Here is a 16,604-nt window from a genome sequence, read left to right as displayed (position 1 = left end):
GACCGTCTAGGGGAGCGTTGATCCGTGTCGATTCTGGAAAAGGTCCTTCGCGCCGGCGAGGGCCGCATGGTGCGTCGGCTGAAGGCCATCGCGGCCGCCGTCAACTCGATCGAGGACGACTACGTCAACCTCAGCGACGACGAGCTGCGCGGCATGACCGACCAGTTCAAGGAGCGGCTCGCCGACGGCGAGACCCTCGACGACCTCCTGCCGGAGGCGTTCGCGGTGTGCCGGGAGGCCGCCTCGCGGGTGCTCGGCCAGCGGCCCTACGACGTCCAGGTGATGGGCGGCGCGGCACTGCACTTCGGCAACATCGCCGAGATGAAGACCGGTGAGGGCAAGACGCTCACCTCGGTCATGCCGGTCTACCTGAACGCGCTCGCCGGCAAGGGCGTGCACGTGATCACGGTGAACGACTACCTGGCCGAGCGCGACGCCGCCTGGATGGGCCGGGTGCACGAGTTCCTCGGGCTCACCGTCGGCGTGGTGCTGCCGAACCGGCCCGCCACCGAGCACCGCGCGGCCTACGAGTGCGACATCACGTACGGCACCAACAACGAGTTCGGCTTCGACTACCTGCGCGACAACATGGCCTGGTCGAAGGAGGAGCTGGTCCAGCGCGGCCACTTCTTCGCCGTGGTGGACGAGGTCGACTCGATCCTCATCGACGAGGCCCGCACCCCGCTGATCATCTCCGGCCCGGCCGAGCACTCCGCCCGGTGGTACCAGGAGTTCGCGTCAGTGGTGGCCCGCCTCCAGCCCGGCACCGACGGTGAGGGCGACTACGAGGTCGACTACGCCAAGCGCACCATCGCGATCACCGAGCGCGGCGTGGCCAGGGTCGAGGACCGGCTCGGCATCGACAACCTCTACGAGTCGGTCAACACGCCGCTGGTCGGCTACCTGAACAACGCGATCAAGGCCAAGGAGCTCTACAAGCGCGACAAGGACTACATCGTCAGCGACGGCGAGGTCCTGATCGTCGACGAGTTCACCGGCCGGATCCTGCACGGCCGCCGCTACAACGAGGGCATGCACCAGGCGATCGAGGCCAAGGAGGGGGTGGAGATCAAGCAGGAGAACCAGACCCTGGCCACGATCACCCTCCAGAACTACTTCCGCCTCTACGAGAAGCTCTCCGGCATGACCGGCACCGCCCAGACCGAGGCGGGTGAGTTCAACAAGGTCTACAAGGTCGGCGTCGTGACCATCCCGACGCACCGGCCGATGGTCCGGCTCGACCGGCCCGACGTCATCTACAAGACCGAGAAGGCCAAGTTCAACGCCGTCGTCGAGGACATCGCGGAGCGGCACGAGCAGGGCCAGCCGGTGCTGGTCGGCACCGTCTCGGTGGAGAACTCCGAGATCCTGTCGCACATGCTGCGCCGCCGCGGCATCCCGCACTCGGTGTTGAACGCGAAGTTCCACGCCAAGGAGGCGGAGATCGTCGCCCAGGCCGGGCGCAAGGGCGCGGTCACGGTCGCGACCAACATGGCCGGCCGGGGCACCGACATCCTGCTCGGCGGCAACGCCGAGTTCCTCGCCGCCAACGAACTCCGCCAGCGCGGTCTCGACCCGGTCGAGCAGCCGGAGGAGTACGCCAAGGCGATGGAGGAGATCCTGCCGACCTGGAAGCAGGCCTGCGACGTCGAGGCGGAGGAGGTGGCCGCCGCCGGCGGGCTCTACGTGCTCGGCACCGAGCGGCACGAGTCCCGCCGGATCGACAACCAGCTGCGCGGTCGTGCCGGCCGGCAGGGCGACCCGGGCGAGTCCCGGTTCTACCTGTCCCTCCAGGACGAGCTGATGAAGCGGTTCCGGGCCGGCGCCGTCGAGGCGGTCATGGACCGCTTCAACATCCCGGAGGACGTGCCCATCGAGTCGAAGATGGTCACCCGCCAGATCAAGAGCGCGCAGGCCCAGATCGAGGGCCAGAACGCCGAGATCCGGAAGAACGTCCTCAAGTACGACGAGGTGCTCAACAAGCAGCGCCAGGTGATCTACGCCGAGCGCCTGCGGGTGCTCAACGGCGAGGACCTGTCCGACCAGGTCCGCAACATGATCGACGACGTGATCGGCGCGTACGTGGTCGGCGCGACCAGCGACGGCTACGCCGAGGACTGGGACCTCGACCAGCTCTGGTCCAGCCTGAAGCAGCTCTACCCGGTGGGCGTCACGGTCGAGGAGCTGGAGGAGGAGGTCGGCTCCCGGGCCGGTCTCGACCAGGACTTCCTGCTCGCCCGCCTCAAGGAGGACGCGCACTCCGCGTACGACCGGCGGGAGGAGAGCCTCGGCGAGGAGGCGGTGCGCCAGCTCGAGCGGATGGTCCTGCTCCAGGTGATCGACCGCAAGTGGCGCGAGCACCTCTACGAGATGGACTACCTCCAGGAGGGCATCAGCCTGCGGGCGTACGCCCAGCGCGACCCGGTCATCGAGTACCAGCGCGAGGGCTTCGACATGTTCGCCACCATGATGGACGGCATCAAGGAGGAGACGGTCGGCTTCCTCTACAACCTGGACGTGCAGGTCGAGGAGGCGGAGCCGGAGGCCGAGGAGGTCCAGCTGCTGGAGAAGCCGGTGGAGATCCGGGCCAAGGGCCTCAACCGCGCGCCGCAGCAGCAGGGCCTGCAATACTCGGCGCCCGCCGTGGACGGCGAGGCCGGTCGGGGTGCGCCGGTGATCGAGCGCGCCGAGCAGCAGGCCCCGGCGCTGGGCATCGGCGAGCGGACGTCCGAGCGCCCGGCCGCCTCGGCGCCGCGCCGGACCCCGGCCGCGGCCGGCGGGGCGAGCGGTCAGGCGATGGCCTCCAGCACCGCCCGGCGGGCGACCCCGGGCCAGGTGGACGGTGGTGAGGGCCCGTCCCGTAACGCGCCCTGCCCGTGCGGTTCCGGCCGCAAGTACAAGCGCTGCCACGGTTCGCCCAACGGCGGCAACTGACCCAGGTAGCCCGACGGGCCCCGGCCACCGGCCGGGGCCCGTCGGCGTCTCACCCCGTCCGGATCGACGACGTGGTGAGACTCAGAGGACGTCCAGCACGAGGCAGAGCCAGTTGCCGCGCCGGTGTTCCAGGCGCACGGCGACCGCCCAGCTGGTGCCGCCGGTGCCGGTGAACACGGCGGTGGCCTCCACCGCGCCGGCGCGTGGTTCACAGATCCGCAGGCGGAGCAGGTGCAGGGCGGGCCGGGCGCTGCGGCGGCGGACCGGGGTCACCCGGCGGGCCGCCCGGGTCAGCTCGGCCGACACCTGGGCGGCGGCCTCGGGCAGGCAGAGTGGTCGGAGTTGCCCGGGCGGCCGGAAGCCGTTGACGATCTCCAGGAACGTGCGGACGAACCGGTGGGCCGCCCGGGCGGCCTCGGGCGTGGCGGTGGCGGGAGCGGACGGTGGCCCGACGGGCGGGCGTCCGACGCCGTGCCCGCTCGGGGTGGTGTCGCGGTGCGTGCCGCCCTCTCCGGAGGTCGGGGAACGGTGCGTGCCGCCCTCGCCCGGGGCGGTGCGCAGCGCGCCGGTGGTCAACCAGCGGGGCCAGCCGGGAGCGTGGTCGGGGGCGCGCCCGGCGGGACGCCCGAGGTCGCCGGGGCGTCGGTCGATCAGGTCGAGGGCGAGCTGACCGGTGTGCCCCCAGGCCGGATCCTCGTCGGTGCAGGGCGGGTCGAGTGGCGGGGCGGGCCGGAGGCGGACCGGTGGACGTGGTGACCGGGGACGGCGGGTGTCGACCATGTCAGCCCTCGAATCGTTGCGTTTGCCTTCGTTTGCCTGCGACAGAGCCTCATCTTCCGGCACCGGAGTCGGGCGCGTCAATGGCCGACGGTCAGCTCGGGGTCACTCCGCGTCGCGCTCACCCAGCGGGTTCCCGCGCACCCACTCGGCGGTCTCGGCGTACTTGCGCTCGATGTACTCCTCCAGCCGAGCCCGCTCCACCCGCCACTGACCCCGTCCGCCGATCTTGATGGCGGGCAGCTCTCCGCTGCGGACCATGTGGTAGACCTGCGAGTCCGAGACGTTCAGCTCGGTGGCGACGTCGGACAGCAGCAGGAACCTCGACTCCACGGTCACTCCCGGGGTTGTTTTCGTTTGCCTCAGTTTGCCACCACCGGCGGACGTTCCCGAGTCCCGCTTCGGCGGACACACCGGCGGAACGCTTCTCCCCGGCGGGTGCCGGGTGTATGACGGTCACGGCGTACGGCATGATCGGCGCCCGGAGCCGGCGTGTGCCGGCCGGCGGCCTGAGTGCGGGGGAGAGACCGGTGACCGACGAGCTTGTCCGGGTGTACCTGCCGGCGACCGTGCCGATGCTCGGCCGGCTGCGGGACGAGGGCCTGTCCGCCGAGGCGGCGCACGCGGTCACCCCGGAGCTGCGCGAGTGGTACGCCGAGGGCGACGAGGAGGAGCTGGAGTACGTCGCCTTCACCCGGGCCGCCCAGGACGCGCTGCTCCTGCTGCGCGCCGACGCCGGCGCACCCCGCCGGCGCGTGGTGGTCTCGGTGGACCTGCCCGCCCGGGCCGTCGGCCGGGCCGGCGGCGAGCTGGGCTCCAGCGTGGTGGGGCTGGCCGGCCCGGTGCCGGTCAGGTCGGTGGCCGCGATCCACGTGGACGGCGCGGAGGCGGTCGAGGACGTGACCGCGGCCGTGGCGGTGGTGACCGAGGCGCAGGCCGGCGACCCCGACGCCCAGTTCACGGTCGACGGCGTCGAGGACCACGAGCTGGAGTGGTACGACGTGACCGAGCTGGACCTGCTGCTGCGCGAGGTCGGCTGAGGCCGGCCGGCTCAGGAGGCCGGCTCGTCCTCCTCCTCGACCGGGCGCGGGCCGAGCGTGCGTCCGAAGACGATGAGCGTGGTCAGCGCGCCCACGAAGAGCACCCAGATGCCGTTGTCGACCCGCGACGTGCCGAGCGCCGTCTGCGCCACCTGGTCGGCCTCGCTGAGCGCGGCGGCCAGGTCGAGCAGCCCCCGCCCGCCGATCCGGATGATCACCTCGGTGAGCAGCAGGAGCAGCCCGGCGCCGGCGCCGGCCACCAGGTACGCCGGCCAGCGCAGCGGTGCCGCCGCGCCGTGCCGACGCTCCGCGCGGCGGCGGGACCAGGCCAGGTAGAGGTAGGCGGCCAGCCCGGCGATCAGCCCGGCGAGCAGCGACTCGGTGCGGGACACCCACTTGGCGGCGTCCAGCACCGACTGCTGGGTCTCGCCGGCGCCGAACAGGTCGGAGAGCGGATCCCGGGCCCGGCTGAACAGCACCACGAAGACCTGCGCGGCGAGCGTGGCGGCGGCGATCGCGGCCACCACCCGGGCGAGCCGCGCCCCGGCCGCCGCGCCGCCGATGATCGCGGCGGCGGCCGTGGTGCCGGCGATCGTGTTGGTGGTGGCGTTGTCCGCGTACGTGAGGTTGATCGCCACCGCGGCGACGAGCCCGACCAGCAGGCCGGTGCCGACGGTGGCCAGGAAGCGCAGGGTGGCGCGGCCCAGCCGGTTGGTGGCGGCCAGCGCGACCGTGGCGCCGGTGACCAGCGCCGCGGTGATCACGCCGGGGAGCGCGTACGCGGAGAGGCTGATCGCGGTGACCCCGGCGGCGGTCGAGGTGATCGCCTCCCGGGTGGACCAGAGCATGGCCGCCAGCCAGGCGATCGAGAGCAGGGCCAGCGGCAGCGCGCCCGGCGCGTACTCGGGTCGCCCGACCGCGGGGGCCACGTCGACGACCTCGGGCTGGTCCGGCTCCGCGGCCGTGGAGCTGCCGGGCTGGTTGCTCATCGTCTCCCTTTCGACGGACGCCGGATCGGCCGCGCCGGGCCGGGCGGGTCACCGGTCATCCAGCGTACGCGGCGCGACGCGCCCTCCCGGACGGGCGGGCCGCGCGCCCGGGCGCATGTCACCCCGGCCGACGTGGCGAGCGCCGACGGTGCCGACCGGGGCGCGGGGGCGGGCCGAGGCTGCCGATGAATCGTCGACCGCGCGCGACCTGTGCCGACGTTTCGTCGGTTCCGGGCGGGAATGGACCGACGGTCCGAAGAGGGGGAGTCCGTCCGGTGTTCGGTGCCGCACCCGGGGAGCCCGGGTCGGCGACGGCGCCGCATGAAACAATCGGCCCAGGTCCCGCCGCCGCGACCGGTCCACCACGCGGTGTCCGGCGCCGGCCGCCCGGCCGCGCTCGCGGGGCCGGTTTCGCCACCGCCGTCGAGATCGCACAGGAGCCTGTGATGGACGCCGTGTTCTCCGTACCCGAGCCGCGCAACGAGCCGGTCCACACCTACGAGCCCGGCAGCGCCGACCGGGAGCGGCTCCAGCGGCGGCTGGCCGAGCTGGCCGCCGACCGGATCGAGCTGCCGATGACCATCGCCGGTGAGCAGCGGATGGCCGGCGGTGAGTCGATCGACGTGGTGCAGCCGCACAAGCACGCGCACGTGCTCGGCGTCACCGGTCACGCCACCCACGACGACGCGCGGGCCGCGGTCCGGGCCGCCAAGGACGCCGCGCCGATGTGGCGGGCGCTGCCGTTCGAGGAGCGGGCCGCGATCTTCCTGCGCGCCGCCGACCTGCTCGCCGGCCCCTGGCGGGACACGCTCAACGCGGCCACCATGCTCGGTCAGTCCAAGACCGCGGTCCAGGCCGAGATCGACGCCGCCTGCGAGCTGATCGACTTCCTCCGGTTCAACGTCCACTTCGCCCGCCGGCTCCTGGCCGAGCAGCCGATGTCCTCGTCCGGCGTGTGGAACCGCTTCGACCACCGGCCCCTGGAGGGCTTCGTCTACGCGGTCACCCCGTTCAACTTCACCGCGATCGCCGGCAACCTGCCGTCCGCGCCGGCCATGCTCGGCAACACCGTGGTCTGGAAGCCGGGCCCGACCCAGCAGTTCGCCGCGCACTTCACGATGCGCCTGTTCGAGGCCGCCGGCCTGCCGCCCGGCGTGATCAACATGGTCACCGGCCGGGGCGAGGAGGTCTCCGACGTGGTGCTCGCCGACCCGGACCTGGCCGGCATCCACTTCACCGGCTCCACCAAGGTCTTCCAGCACCTGTGGAAGACCGTCGGCGACAACATCGCCCGCTACCGGGGGTACCCGCGCCTGGTCGGCGAGACCGGCGGCAAGGACTTCGTGGTCGCGCACACCAGCGCCGACGTGGAGGCGCTGCACACCGCGCTGATCCGGGGCGCCTACGAGTACCAGGGCCAGAAGTGCTCGGCCGCCTCGCGGGCGTACGTTCCCCGGTCGCTGTGGGAGGGCGGGCTGCGGGACCGGCTCGCCGCCACCGCGGAGTCGCTGACCTACGGCGACGTGACCGACTTCAGCAACTTCGGCGGCGCGGTCATCGACGACAAGGCGTTCGGCCGGCACACCGCCGCGCTGGAGCTGATCAAGGGCGACGACAGCTGCAAGATCCTGGCCGGGGGCACCGCCGACGACTCGGTCGGCTGGTTCGTCCGGCCGACGCTGTTCGAGTGCTCCGACGCCGCGCACGAGACCTTCACCACGGAATACTTCGGCCCGATCCTCGGCGTGCACGTCTTCGACGACGCCCGCTTCGACGACGTGGTCGCCCAGGCCGAGTCGATCGCGCCGTACGCGCTGACCGGGTCGATCTTCGCGAACGACCGCCGGGTGGTCGACCAGGTGGCGGAGAAGATGCGGTACGCGGCGGGCAACTTCTACATCAACGACAAGCCGACCGGCGCGGTGGTCGGGCAGCAGCCGTTCGGCGGCGCCCGGGCCAGCGGCACCAACGACAAGGCGGGTTCCTGGCACAACCTGGTCCGCTGGACGTCGCCGCGGACGATCAAGGAGACCTTCGTCCCGCCGACCGACCACACCTACCCGCACATGGGCTGAGGCGTCCGGAGAGGCCCGTCGGTGACGTGGGCGGGCCTCTTCCTTACCCGACAGTGCACATCGGACCCGCCATCGGGTGGCGAAAACGGCAAATCCTGGACGCCAGAGCCGACAAAGTGGCAGCTTAGAGGGCATGGCGGAATCCGGAGTCAACCCGACGGCGGCGGCCCTGCTGGGCCTGCTGCACGACGGCCCGATGACTGGCGGCCAGTTGATGGCCGCCGCCGAGCGCCGGCTGGCGCCGTACTGGTCGATGACCCGCAGTCAGGTCTACCGGGAGCTTCCCGTGCTGGCCGAGAAGGGTCTGGTGCGGCTCGGCAAGCCCGGGCCGCGGATGAGCCAGCCGTACGCGCTGACGGCGGCCGGGAAACGGACATTCTCCCGCTGGCTGGCGGAGAATCCCGGCAAGGACACCATCCGTAACCCGATAGCGCTACGGATGGCGTTCGGCAACCTGCACTCGTCGAGCCAGCTCAAGAACCTGTACGCCTCGGCGAACGAGTACCACACCGAGGCGCTGGCGGCGGTGCGGGAGCAGGTCAAGAATGCCAAGAAGGAGGGCGACAACTACGACGCCAGCGCGCTGGAGTTCGCGGTCGCCTACCACAGGGCGGCGCTCTCCTGGCTGAAGACCGCGCCGGTCGGCTGACCACCTGCGACAGGTTGACGGGCCCACGCAGTAGTGTTGTCTGTCGTGACCGCTGCCGATTACGCCGAACAGCTCAAGGAACTCGACGCCACGCTGCGCAACATCGAGGCCGTGCTCGACCTCGACAAGCTGCGCGAGCAGAAGGCCCGCCTGGAGCAGGAGGCCTCCGCGCCCGACCTGTGGGACGACCAGGCCAAGGCGCAGCAGGTGACGTCGCAGCTGTCGTACGTCAACGGTGAGATCACCAAGCTGGGCGACCTGCGCTCCCGGCTCGACGACGCCGGGGTGCTGCTGGAGCTGGCCCAGGCCGAGTCCGACCCGGGCGCGCTGACCGAGGTCGAGTCGGAGATCACCGGGCTGACCAAGGCCATCGAGGAGATGGAGGTCCGCACCCTGCTCTCCGGCGAGTACGACTCCCGGGAGGCGCTGGTCGCCATCCGGGCCGGCGCCGGTGGCGTGGACGCGGCGGACTTCGCCGAGATGCTGCTGCGGATGTACCTGCGCTGGGCGGAGCGCCACGGCTACCCGACGGAGGTCTACGAGACCTCCTACGCCGAGGAGGCGGGCCTGAAGTCCGCCACGTTCACCGTGAAGGTGCCCTACGCCTACGGCACGCTCAGCGTGGAGTCCGGCACCCACCGACTGGTGCGGATCAGCCCGTTCGACAACCAGGGCCGCCGGCAGACCAGCTTTGCCGGCGTCGAGGTGCTGCCGGTGGTGGAGCAGACCGATCACATCGACATCCCCGAGAACGAGATGCGGATCGACGTCTACCGGTCCTCCGGGCCGGGTGGTCAGTCGGTCAACACCACCGACTCGGCGGTCCGGATCACCCACATCCCGACCGGCATCGTGGTCACCTGCCAGAACGAGAAGTCGCAGCTCCAGAACAAGGCGTCCGCGCTGCGGGTGCTCCAGGCCCGGCTGCTGGAGCGCAAGCGGCAGGAGGAGCAGGCCAAGATGGCGGGCCTGAAGACCGACGCCGCCGGCTCGTGGGGCGACCAGATGCGGTCGTACGTCCTGCACCCGTATCAGATGGTGAAGGATCTGCGTACCGAACAGGAGACGGGCAATCCGTCCTCGGTCTTCGACGGCGAGCTGGACAGCTTCATCGAGGCGGGAATCCGCTGGCGGAAGCAGCAGCAGCTCACCGCTGACGGTGCGTGATCACGGTCGGACGCAGCGCGTCATCGATCTCGGTCTGACCGGGTAAATCGATGACGCGCACCGCATCCACGGGGCGGGGGGCTTGGCTCTGCGGTTACACCGCGTAGACTCTCGACCCGTGATTCAGCTTGAGCAAGTGACGAAGACGTACCCGAAGGCGTCCCGGCCTTCGCTCGACAACGTGTCCGTCTCGATCGAGAAGGGCGAGTTCGTCTTCTTCATCGGTCCATCCGGCTCCGGCAAGTCCACCATCATCAAGTTGCTGCTGCACGAGGTCACGCCCAACAAGGGTCGCGTCGTCGTCAACGGCAAGGACGTCACGTCGATGCGTTCCTGGAAGCGACCCCACTTCCGGCGTTCCATCGGCTGTGTCTTCCAGGACTTCCGGCTGCTGCCGAACCGCACCGCGTACGAGAACGTGGCGTTCGCGCTGGAGGTGATCGGCAAGACGAAGGCGGTGGCCCGTCGGGTCGTGCCGGAGGTGCTGGAGCTGGTCGGTCTCGGCGGCAAGGAGCACCGCTACCCGCACGAGCTGTCCGGCGGCGAGCAGCAGCGTGTCGCGGTGGCCCGGGCGTTCGTGAACCGGCCGCTGATCCTGCTGGCCGACGAGCCCACCGGAAACCTGGACCCGGACACCTCGATCGAGATCATGCGCCTCCTGGACCGGATCAACCGCACCGGCACGACCGTCGTGATGGTCACGCACGACTCCAACATCGTGAACCAGATGCGGCGCCGGGTGATCGAGATCGAGAGCGGCCGCATCGTGCGCGACCAGGCCCGCGGCGTCTACGGCTGAGCCGCTGACGATCCGTAGACCCTGACGACGAACACCTCAGCCGGAGAGCCGGAGGAATATCCCGATGCGGATGAAGTACGTCCTGTCCGAGGTACTGGTCGGACTGTGGCGCAACGTCACCATGACGATCGCCATGATCATCACCATGGCGGTGTCGCTGTTCATGCTGGGCGGCAGCGGCCTTCTGTACCAGAAGGTCGGCGACATGAAGGATCTCTACTACGAGAACGTCCAGGTCTCGATCTTCCTGAAGACCGACGTCCAGGAGCAGCAGCGGACCGATCTGGAGACCAAGCTCAAGGCGGACCCGCTGGTCAAGGACGTCACGTACGTCAACAAGGACGAGGCGTACAAGCGCTTCCAGCAGATGTACGCCGACGCGCCCGACCTGGTTAACGCGGTCAAGGCCGACCAGCTGCCGGAGTCGTTCCGGATCACGCTGAACGACCCGCAGCAGTACAAGCAGATCTACGACCAGTACAAGACGGCCGAGGGCATCGACACGATCGTCGACCAGAGCAAGCTGCTGGACAAGGTCTTCGGCGTGCTCACCGGCATCCAGAACGGCGCGCTCGCCCTCGCCATCGTGATGGCCGCCGCCGCCCTGCTGCTGGTCGCGAACACCATCCAGGTGGCCGCCTACAGCAAGCGGCGTGAGGTCGCGGTCATGAAGCTGGTCGGCGCGTCCAACTGGTTCATCCAGGCGCCGTTCGTGCTGGAGGCGGTGGTGGCCGGCCTGATCGGCTCCATCCTCGGCCTGCTCGCGCTGATCGGCGTGAAGACGGTGGCGGCCGGCAGCTCGATGGCCGCGCTGGAGGGGCTGATCACCCCGATCTCCTGGTCCGAGATCTTCCTGACCTTCCCGCTGATGGCCGCCGTCGGTGGCCTGGTCAGCGCGATCACCGCCTGGGTCACGCTCCGCTTCTACCTGCGGGTCTAGGTACCGGTACGGCTCTCCAGGGGCCCTCCCGCGTCGGAATAAACGGCGCGGGAGGGCCCTTGTGGTTCCGGTAGCATGATCTCCGCTCGCCGGCCGGTGGCCGGGAGTCGATCAGGAAGGGGGTGGCGCCGATGCCACGGGAAAAGGGTCGCAAGGTGGTCGCCTCCAACAAGAAGGCGCGGCACGACTACGCCATCCTCGACACCTACGAGGCGGGCATGGCGTTGACCGGCACCGAGGTCAAGTCGCTGCGCGCCGGGCGGGCGTCGCTGGTCGACGCGTTCGCCCAGGAGAGCGGCGGCGAGCTCTACCTGCACGGCATGCACATCCCGGAGTACACCCAGGGCACCTGGACCAACCACGAGCCCCGGCGCACCCGCAAGCTGCTGCTCAACCGGCTGGAAATCGACCGGCTGATCGGCAAGACGCGGGAGGGCGGGCTGACCGTCGTGCCGTTGCAGGTCTACTTCTCGGACGGCTGGGCCAAGGTCGAGATCGCCCTGGCCAAGGGCAAGAAGTCGTACGACAAGCGGCAGGACCTCGCCAAGCGGGACGCCGACCGGGAGATCCGGCGCGTCGCGGGTCGGCGCGGCAAGGGCATGAACGACTGATTTGTCGGCTTTGTCCCGGCCGGCGCGCCCGGGCCGGGGCTCGGGATGAAACCCGTTGCGGCAGGCGTTAGGCTTGTCAGTGCCACCAGCACGGTGGCCTGTCGAGGGGGTGACTGGTTTCGACTTCGTACGCAGCGACAGGGGAAGCGAGCCGAGGAAGCCGACGTCGTCTCGAGAATCGGTCGTCGGAAACCAATAAGCGCCAAGAACAATCGCGCTGACTTCGCTCTCGCCGCCTGAGGCGAGTAGCAAGTCTGTCGGCCTGGGAGCGCCTTCGACCCAGTTAGCCGGCATCAGCTAGAAGGCTGGCCAATCGGACCCGGTCGCGGGGTCCGTGCGGCGAGATCAATCAGCGACTGGGCCCGTCACACCAACTTGCTCGCGTGAGCGGTGGGGCCGAGTAGAGGCACAGCGAGCTGCGCTCGGAGAAGCCCTGACAAACCGGCGAAGGACCCGGGTTCGATTCCCGGCACCTCCACCACCTTGACCTGTGCGCCCCGGTCCTCCCGGACCGGGGCGCACAGTCGTCTCCGCCCCCCCGGGGCTGGTGCCGGTGGGGTCCCTGGGTCGGATGAGGCGAATGAGGCGTCGCCGGCGGCTGGACAGGACGGCCGGCCGGGTTCACCATCGCGGTATGCGATAGCACCGCAGGCCGGGAGGTGCCCCATGGTCACCAGTCCGATCCAGCAGCCGACCACCGTGCTCGGCCGGGCGTTGGCGGCGAGCGGGGAGCCCCGCTGGCGAGAGCGGTTGATCGTCCATCTCGGTCCGGTCCGGCAGGGCTTCACCGAGCACGTCCGGATCACCGAGGGCCCGGCCGGTCGCTACGCCGACCTGCTGCGCACCGCGCCCCGGCTGCACCGGGGCGTACGTCTGCTGGTGGACGAGCACGCCGCGATCGTCGCGGCGCTGGCCGCGCTCCAGCACGCCGTCGGGTCGTCCGCCGTCTCCGCCGAGGAGGTGCGGGAGCAGGCCGGCAACCTGCTCCGCGCGCTCGACCGGCACCGGCGGCGCGGCGCGGACCTGCTCTGGGAGGCCTACCAGGCGGACCTGGGCGGTGGGGACTGACCGGGAACCGGCCGGGAGGCGGCGTCGTCCAATCCGCATGCGCCGATCGTTCGCCCTGCTCGGGCTGCCGATGCTGGTCCTCGCCGGGTGCGCCACGCCCGGCTCCGGTCCGGGCGGCACCACGACCGCCGACCCGGGCGTGACGACGTCCGCCGTGCGGAACCAGCACCCCGCGTTCGACCAGCGGGCGCGGGACGTGGCCGCACGCTGGCGCCCCGACCCGAGGTGGCGCACCGGGTACGTCCCGCTCCAGGACGCCACCGTCCTCGTCGGCGACCCGGGCTTCACCCCGGAGACGGACCTGGCGTTCGCCTCCGGCTGGTACCGGGACCAGATCCCCATGCCGACCGCCGTCCCGCCGGACGCCTCGATCCGCTTCCCCGACGGCGAGCTGCGCGTGCCGCTGGTCAGCGCGGCCGACGCGTACGCCCAGCTGGACCAGGGCGATCCGCCGCCGTGCGACGGCCGACCGCGCGAGCCGCGGCTGGGCAGGCCCGGCTGGCCGGAGCCCGGTGGTCCGACCGCCGAGCCGGGTCCGGACGACCCGGTGTCGACCACCGCGCCGACCCCGTGCGTGCCGCTCACCGTGACCGCGGTCCGCCTGGGCAGCGCGCCGGCGTGGACCAGCCGGGGTGCGGCCGACGTGCCCGCCTGGCTGTTCACGGTGGAGGACCTGGCCGTACCCGTCGCCCGGCTCGCGGTCGCGCCCCACGCGGTCGGCACCGTCGGCGGCGGCGCGGCGGACACCCTGCCGTTGCCGGCCGGCCTCGTCGCGGCCCAGGAGCTGCGGGCGGTGGACGGGAACCGCCTCGACTACGTGGTCGGCGTCGGCGCCTGCGACGGCGCGCCCACCCCGCTGGTGCGGGAGGGCCCGGACGCGGTGGTGGTCGGCGGCTCCGTGGTCCCCGCCACCGGGGTCTGCACCATGCAGCTCGTGCAGAAGCCGGTGAGCGTCACGCTCGCCGCGCCGCTGGGCGGCCGGGCCGTGCTGGACGTCGGCACCGGCGCCCCACTGGTCGCGCGGCCCGGCTGAGGTCACAGGATCCGGGGCACCTCGGTGCTGATCGGCACCGGCAGCACCGTGGGGCGGTCGGCGGCGAGCGCGGCGGACAGCGCCGGGCCGAGCGCGTCCAGCGACGTCACCACCTCGGCGGCGCAGCCGTAGCCGCGCGCCACCGCCGTCACGTCCAGCCCGGGCAGGTCCAGCGCCGGCACGCCCGGGGTGTGCTTCAGCTCGGCGAACGCCTTGAGGATCGCGTACTGCTGGTTCACCGGGACCACCACGGCCAGCGGCAGGCGCAGCCGCGCGGCGGTCCAGAGCGCCTGCACCGAGTAGTGCACCGAGCCGTCGCCGACCACCGCCACCACCGGGCGGCCGCGCCCGGTGTCCCGCTCCGCGAGCGCGAGGCCCACCGCGGCCGGCAGCCCGAACCCGAGGCCGCCGCTGGCCATGGTGAAGTACGAGCGGGGCCGGTCGACCCGCAGCCGCCGGCGCAACGCGGCCAGGTTGGACGGTGACTCCTGCACCAGCACCCCGTCCGCCGGCCAGGCCGCGGCCAGGGCCGCGAACAGCGCGTCGGCGGTGGGCGGCTCGCCCGGCTCCGGCGGGGCGGGCTGTTCCCGGGGCGGCGGCGCGGGCCGGCCGACCGGCGGCAGCACCTCGATCAGCGCCGTCATGGTCAGGCCGGGATCGCCGAGCAGGCTGTCCCCGACCGGGGCCCGGGCCGCCTCGTCGGGGTCGTCGGTGACGTGCAGCAGCCGGGCGTCGCCGGGCAGGTAGTCGCCGGGCACGTGCGGGTAGTAGCGGAACACCGGAGCGCCGACCACCAGCACCGTGTCGTGGCCACGCAGCGCCTCCGACAGCGGCCCGATCGCGTACGGGAGCACGCCCCGGAAGTGCGGGTGGCGCTCGGGGAAGACAGCCCGCTCCGGTGCCGGGGCGGCCCACACCGGGGCGGCCAGCCGCTCGGCCAGCGCGACGGCGGCCGGCCAGGCGTCGGCCCGGTCCACGGCCGCGCCGAGCACCAGCACCGGGGCGCGGGCGTCGGCCAGCGCGTCGGCGAAGCCGCGCAGCCGGTCCGGGTCCGGCGCGATGCGGGTGGCGACGGTCCGCACCTGCGGCGGCGGGTCGGCGGTCCGGTCCCAGTCGTCCATCGGCAGGGAGAGGAAGACCGGCCCGGCGGGCGGCTGCACCGCCGAGGCGTACGCCCGCATGAAGGCCGCGGGGACGTCCTGGGCGCGGGCCGGCTCGTGGGCCCACTTGACGTACGGCTGGGCCAGCTCGACCGCCCGAGGGCTGGCCAGCCGGGGTTCGATCAGCAGCATCTCCCGGGTCTGCTGGCCCGCGCTGACGATCAGCGGCGTCCGGTTGTGCCAGGCGGTCACCAGGTTGCCCATGCCGTTGCCGGTGCCCGGCGCGGTGTGCAGGTTGACGTGGGCGGGCCGGCCGGTGCCCTGGGCATAGCCGTCGGCCATGGCGACCGCCGACGCCTCCTGGAGCGCGTGCACGTAGTGAAAGTCGGCGGGGAAGTCCTGGAGGAACGGCTCCTCGGTCGAGCCGGGGTTGCCGAAGACGGTGGTCAGGCCGAGCGCGCGCAGCAGGTCGTAGGTCGCCTCGCGCACCGTCGCCATCGCCGGCTGCCTCCGTCCCGGGCCGGGCCGCCTCCCGACCCACCGAATCTAGCGGGCGGAAGCCGACTTTTCGGGCGCTTCGCCGGGGCTCAGGGCAGCGGGAACGGCAGCGTGATCCCGTCCAGCGCGTCGCCGCACGGGCATTCCCGCTCGGTCGGCAGCGCGGCGACGGCGTCCAGCAGCAGCCCGCGCAGCCGGTCGGTGTTCTCCGCGAAGACCCGGAACACCTCCTCCTGGGTGACCGACTCGCCCGCCTCGACGCCCGCGTCCAGGTCGGTGACCAGCGCGATCGACGTGTAGCAGAGGGCCAGCTCGCGGGCGAGCACCGCCTCCGGGTGGCCGGTCATGTTCACCACCGTGCCGCCGATCGAGGCGAACCAGCGCGACTCCGCCCGGGTCGAGAAGCGCGGGCCCTCGACCACCACCACCGTCCCGCCGTCCACCGCCGGCACGCCCCGACCGGCCGCCGCGTCCAGCAGCGTCCGCCGCCCGGCCGGGCAGTACGGGTCGGCGAACGACACGTGCACCGCGCCCCGGTCGTAGTAGGTCTGCGCCCGTCCGCTGGTGCGGTCGACGAGCTGGTCCGGCACCACGAACGTGCCCGGCCCCAACTCCGGCCGGAGGCCGCCGACCGCGCACGGCGCCAACACCTGGCGTACGCCAAGGGAACGCAACGCCCAGAGGTTGGCCCGGTAGGGGATCCGGTGCGGCGGGTGGCGGTGGTCGCGCCCGTGCCGGGGGAGGAACGCCACCCGGCGACCGCCCACCTCGGCGACCGTGATCGGGTCCGACGGCGCGCCGTACGGGGTGTCCACCACATGCTCCACCCCGTCCAGCAGGGCGTAGAGACCCGACCCGCCGATCACCGCCAGTTCGGCCTCCGCCGTCATCCGGCCCTCCCTCGATCCGTCGCGATCACCCGCC

15 protein-coding genes and 1 other RNA gene are annotated in these 16,604 nt (G+C 72.0%); 11 read left to right on the top strand and 5 right to left on the bottom strand.

The genetic code is table 11. The features are described 5' to 3' along the window. Nucleotides 1-24 precede the first annotated feature (24 nt). Nucleotides 25-2,934, top strand: coding sequence for a preprotein translocase subunit SecA (secA, locus tag GA0070622_RS28245; protein ID WP_091581561.1), 2,910 nt, complete (start codon nucleotides 25-27; stop codon nucleotides 2,932-2,934). 81 nt (nucleotides 2,935-3,015) lie between these two features. Here the strand turns inward: secA and GA0070622_RS28240 are convergent, their stop codons facing one another. Both GA0070622_RS28240 and GA0070622_RS28235 read right to left on the bottom strand, forming a co-directional pair. Beyond that, nucleotides 3,016-3,714, bottom strand: coding sequence for an Rv3235 family protein (locus GA0070622_RS28240; RefSeq protein ID WP_091581557.1), 699 nt, complete (start codon nucleotides 3,712-3,714; stop codon nucleotides 3,016-3,018). Nucleotides 3,715-3,816: 102 nt separating this feature from the next. Then, nucleotides 3,817-4,044 (bottom strand): helix-turn-helix domain-containing protein, encoded by a 228-nt coding sequence (locus GA0070622_RS28235; RefSeq protein WP_091584159.1) that lies wholly within the window; start codon nucleotides 4,042-4,044, stop codon nucleotides 3,817-3,819. Nucleotides 4,045-4,241: 197 nt separating this feature from the next. Here GA0070622_RS28235 and GA0070622_RS28230 point away from each other — a divergent pair, with 197 nt between their 5' ends. Next, the gene (locus GA0070622_RS28230) at nucleotides 4,242-4,751 is read left to right on the top strand and encodes a DUF6912 family protein (protein WP_091584155.1); all 510 of its coding nucleotides are present in this window, start codon (nucleotides 4,242-4,244) and stop codon (nucleotides 4,749-4,751) included. A gap of 11 nt (nucleotides 4,752-4,762) precedes the next feature. Here the strand turns inward: GA0070622_RS28230 and GA0070622_RS28225 are convergent, their stop codons facing one another. After that, complete coding sequence (locus tag GA0070622_RS28225) at nucleotides 4,763-5,740, bottom strand: hypothetical protein (protein ID WP_091581553.1); 978 nt, start codon at nucleotides 5,738-5,740, stop codon at nucleotides 4,763-4,765. A gap of 446 nt (nucleotides 5,741-6,186) precedes the next feature. On the opposite strand from GA0070622_RS28225, the gene pruA reads away from it, so the two are divergent. The 9 genes from pruA to GA0070622_RS28180 all read left to right on the top strand — a co-directional run bounded on the left by pruA (nucleotide 6,187) and on the right by GA0070622_RS28180 (nucleotide 14,082). Continuing rightward, nucleotides 6,187-7,815 (top strand): L-glutamate gamma-semialdehyde dehydrogenase, encoded by a 1,629-nt coding sequence (gene pruA, locus GA0070622_RS28220; protein ID WP_091581549.1) that lies wholly within the window; start codon nucleotides 6,187-6,189, stop codon nucleotides 7,813-7,815. 133 nt (nucleotides 7,816-7,948) lie between these two features. Then, nucleotides 7,949-8,464 carry a PadR family transcriptional regulator gene (locus GA0070622_RS28215; RefSeq protein ID WP_091581545.1) on the top strand — a complete coding sequence of 172 codons (516 nt, stop codon included), beginning with the start codon at nucleotides 7,949-7,951 and terminating at the stop codon, nucleotides 8,462-8,464. Nucleotides 8,465-8,509: 45 nt separating this feature from the next. After that, the gene (gene prfB, locus GA0070622_RS28210; protein ID WP_091581541.1) at nucleotides 8,510-9,631 is read left to right on the top strand and encodes a peptide chain release factor 2; all 1,122 of its coding nucleotides are present in this window, start codon (nucleotides 8,510-8,512) and stop codon (nucleotides 9,629-9,631) included. Between the two features lie 118 nt (nucleotides 9,632-9,749). After that, entirely contained in the window at nucleotides 9,750-10,430 is a 681-nt protein-coding gene (gene ftsE / locus GA0070622_RS28205; RefSeq protein WP_013284225.1) for a cell division ATP-binding protein FtsE, read from the top strand. A 64-nt stretch (nucleotides 10,431-10,494) separates the two neighbouring features. Beyond that, on the top strand, nucleotides 10,495-11,370 hold the full coding sequence (gene ftsX / locus GA0070622_RS28200; RefSeq protein ID WP_091581537.1) for a permease-like cell division protein FtsX: 876 nt from the start codon (nucleotides 10,495-10,497) through the stop codon (nucleotides 11,368-11,370). 131 nt (nucleotides 11,371-11,501) lie between these two features. Further along, nucleotides 11,502-11,981 carry an SsrA-binding protein SmpB gene (gene smpB, locus GA0070622_RS28195; RefSeq protein WP_091584152.1) on the top strand — a complete coding sequence of 160 codons (480 nt, stop codon included), beginning with the start codon at nucleotides 11,502-11,504 and terminating at the stop codon, nucleotides 11,979-11,981. A gap of 105 nt (nucleotides 11,982-12,086) precedes the next feature. After that, nucleotides 12,087-12,462: a transfer-messenger RNA gene (gene ssrA / locus GA0070622_RS28190) on the top strand. 185 nt (nucleotides 12,463-12,647) lie between these two features. Next, nucleotides 12,648-13,049 (top strand): hypothetical protein, encoded by a 402-nt coding sequence (locus GA0070622_RS28185; protein ID WP_091581534.1) that lies wholly within the window; start codon nucleotides 12,648-12,650, stop codon nucleotides 13,047-13,049. 37 nt (nucleotides 13,050-13,086) lie between these two features. Then, nucleotides 13,087-14,082: a hypothetical protein gene (locus tag GA0070622_RS28180; protein ID WP_091581533.1), complete on the top strand. Its 996-nt coding sequence runs from the start codon at nucleotides 13,087-13,089 to the stop codon at nucleotides 14,080-14,082. Between the two features lie 2 nt (nucleotides 14,083-14,084). Here the strand turns inward: GA0070622_RS28180 and mdlC are convergent, their stop codons facing one another. Together mdlC and GA0070622_RS28170 are read right to left on the bottom strand one after the other, a co-directional pair. Continuing rightward, entirely contained in the window at nucleotides 14,085-15,680 is a 1,596-nt protein-coding gene (gene mdlC, locus GA0070622_RS28175) for a benzoylformate decarboxylase (protein ID WP_091581531.1), read from the bottom strand. 89 nt (nucleotides 15,681-15,769) lie between these two features. After that, nucleotides 15,770-16,570, bottom strand: a complete 801-nt coding sequence (locus tag GA0070622_RS28170; RefSeq protein ID WP_091581529.1) for an S-methyl-5'-thioadenosine phosphorylase — start codon at nucleotides 16,568-16,570, stop codon at nucleotides 15,770-15,772. Nucleotides 16,571-16,604: the final 34 nt, after the last annotated feature.

The organism is Micromonospora sediminicola (assembly GCF_900089585.1).
GTDB lineage: Bacteria > Actinomycetota > Actinomycetes > Mycobacteriales > Micromonosporaceae > Micromonospora > Micromonospora sediminicola.
The sequence above is the reverse complement of the archived record's forward strand: the minus strand, read 5'-3'. Positions and strand labels throughout refer to the sequence as shown.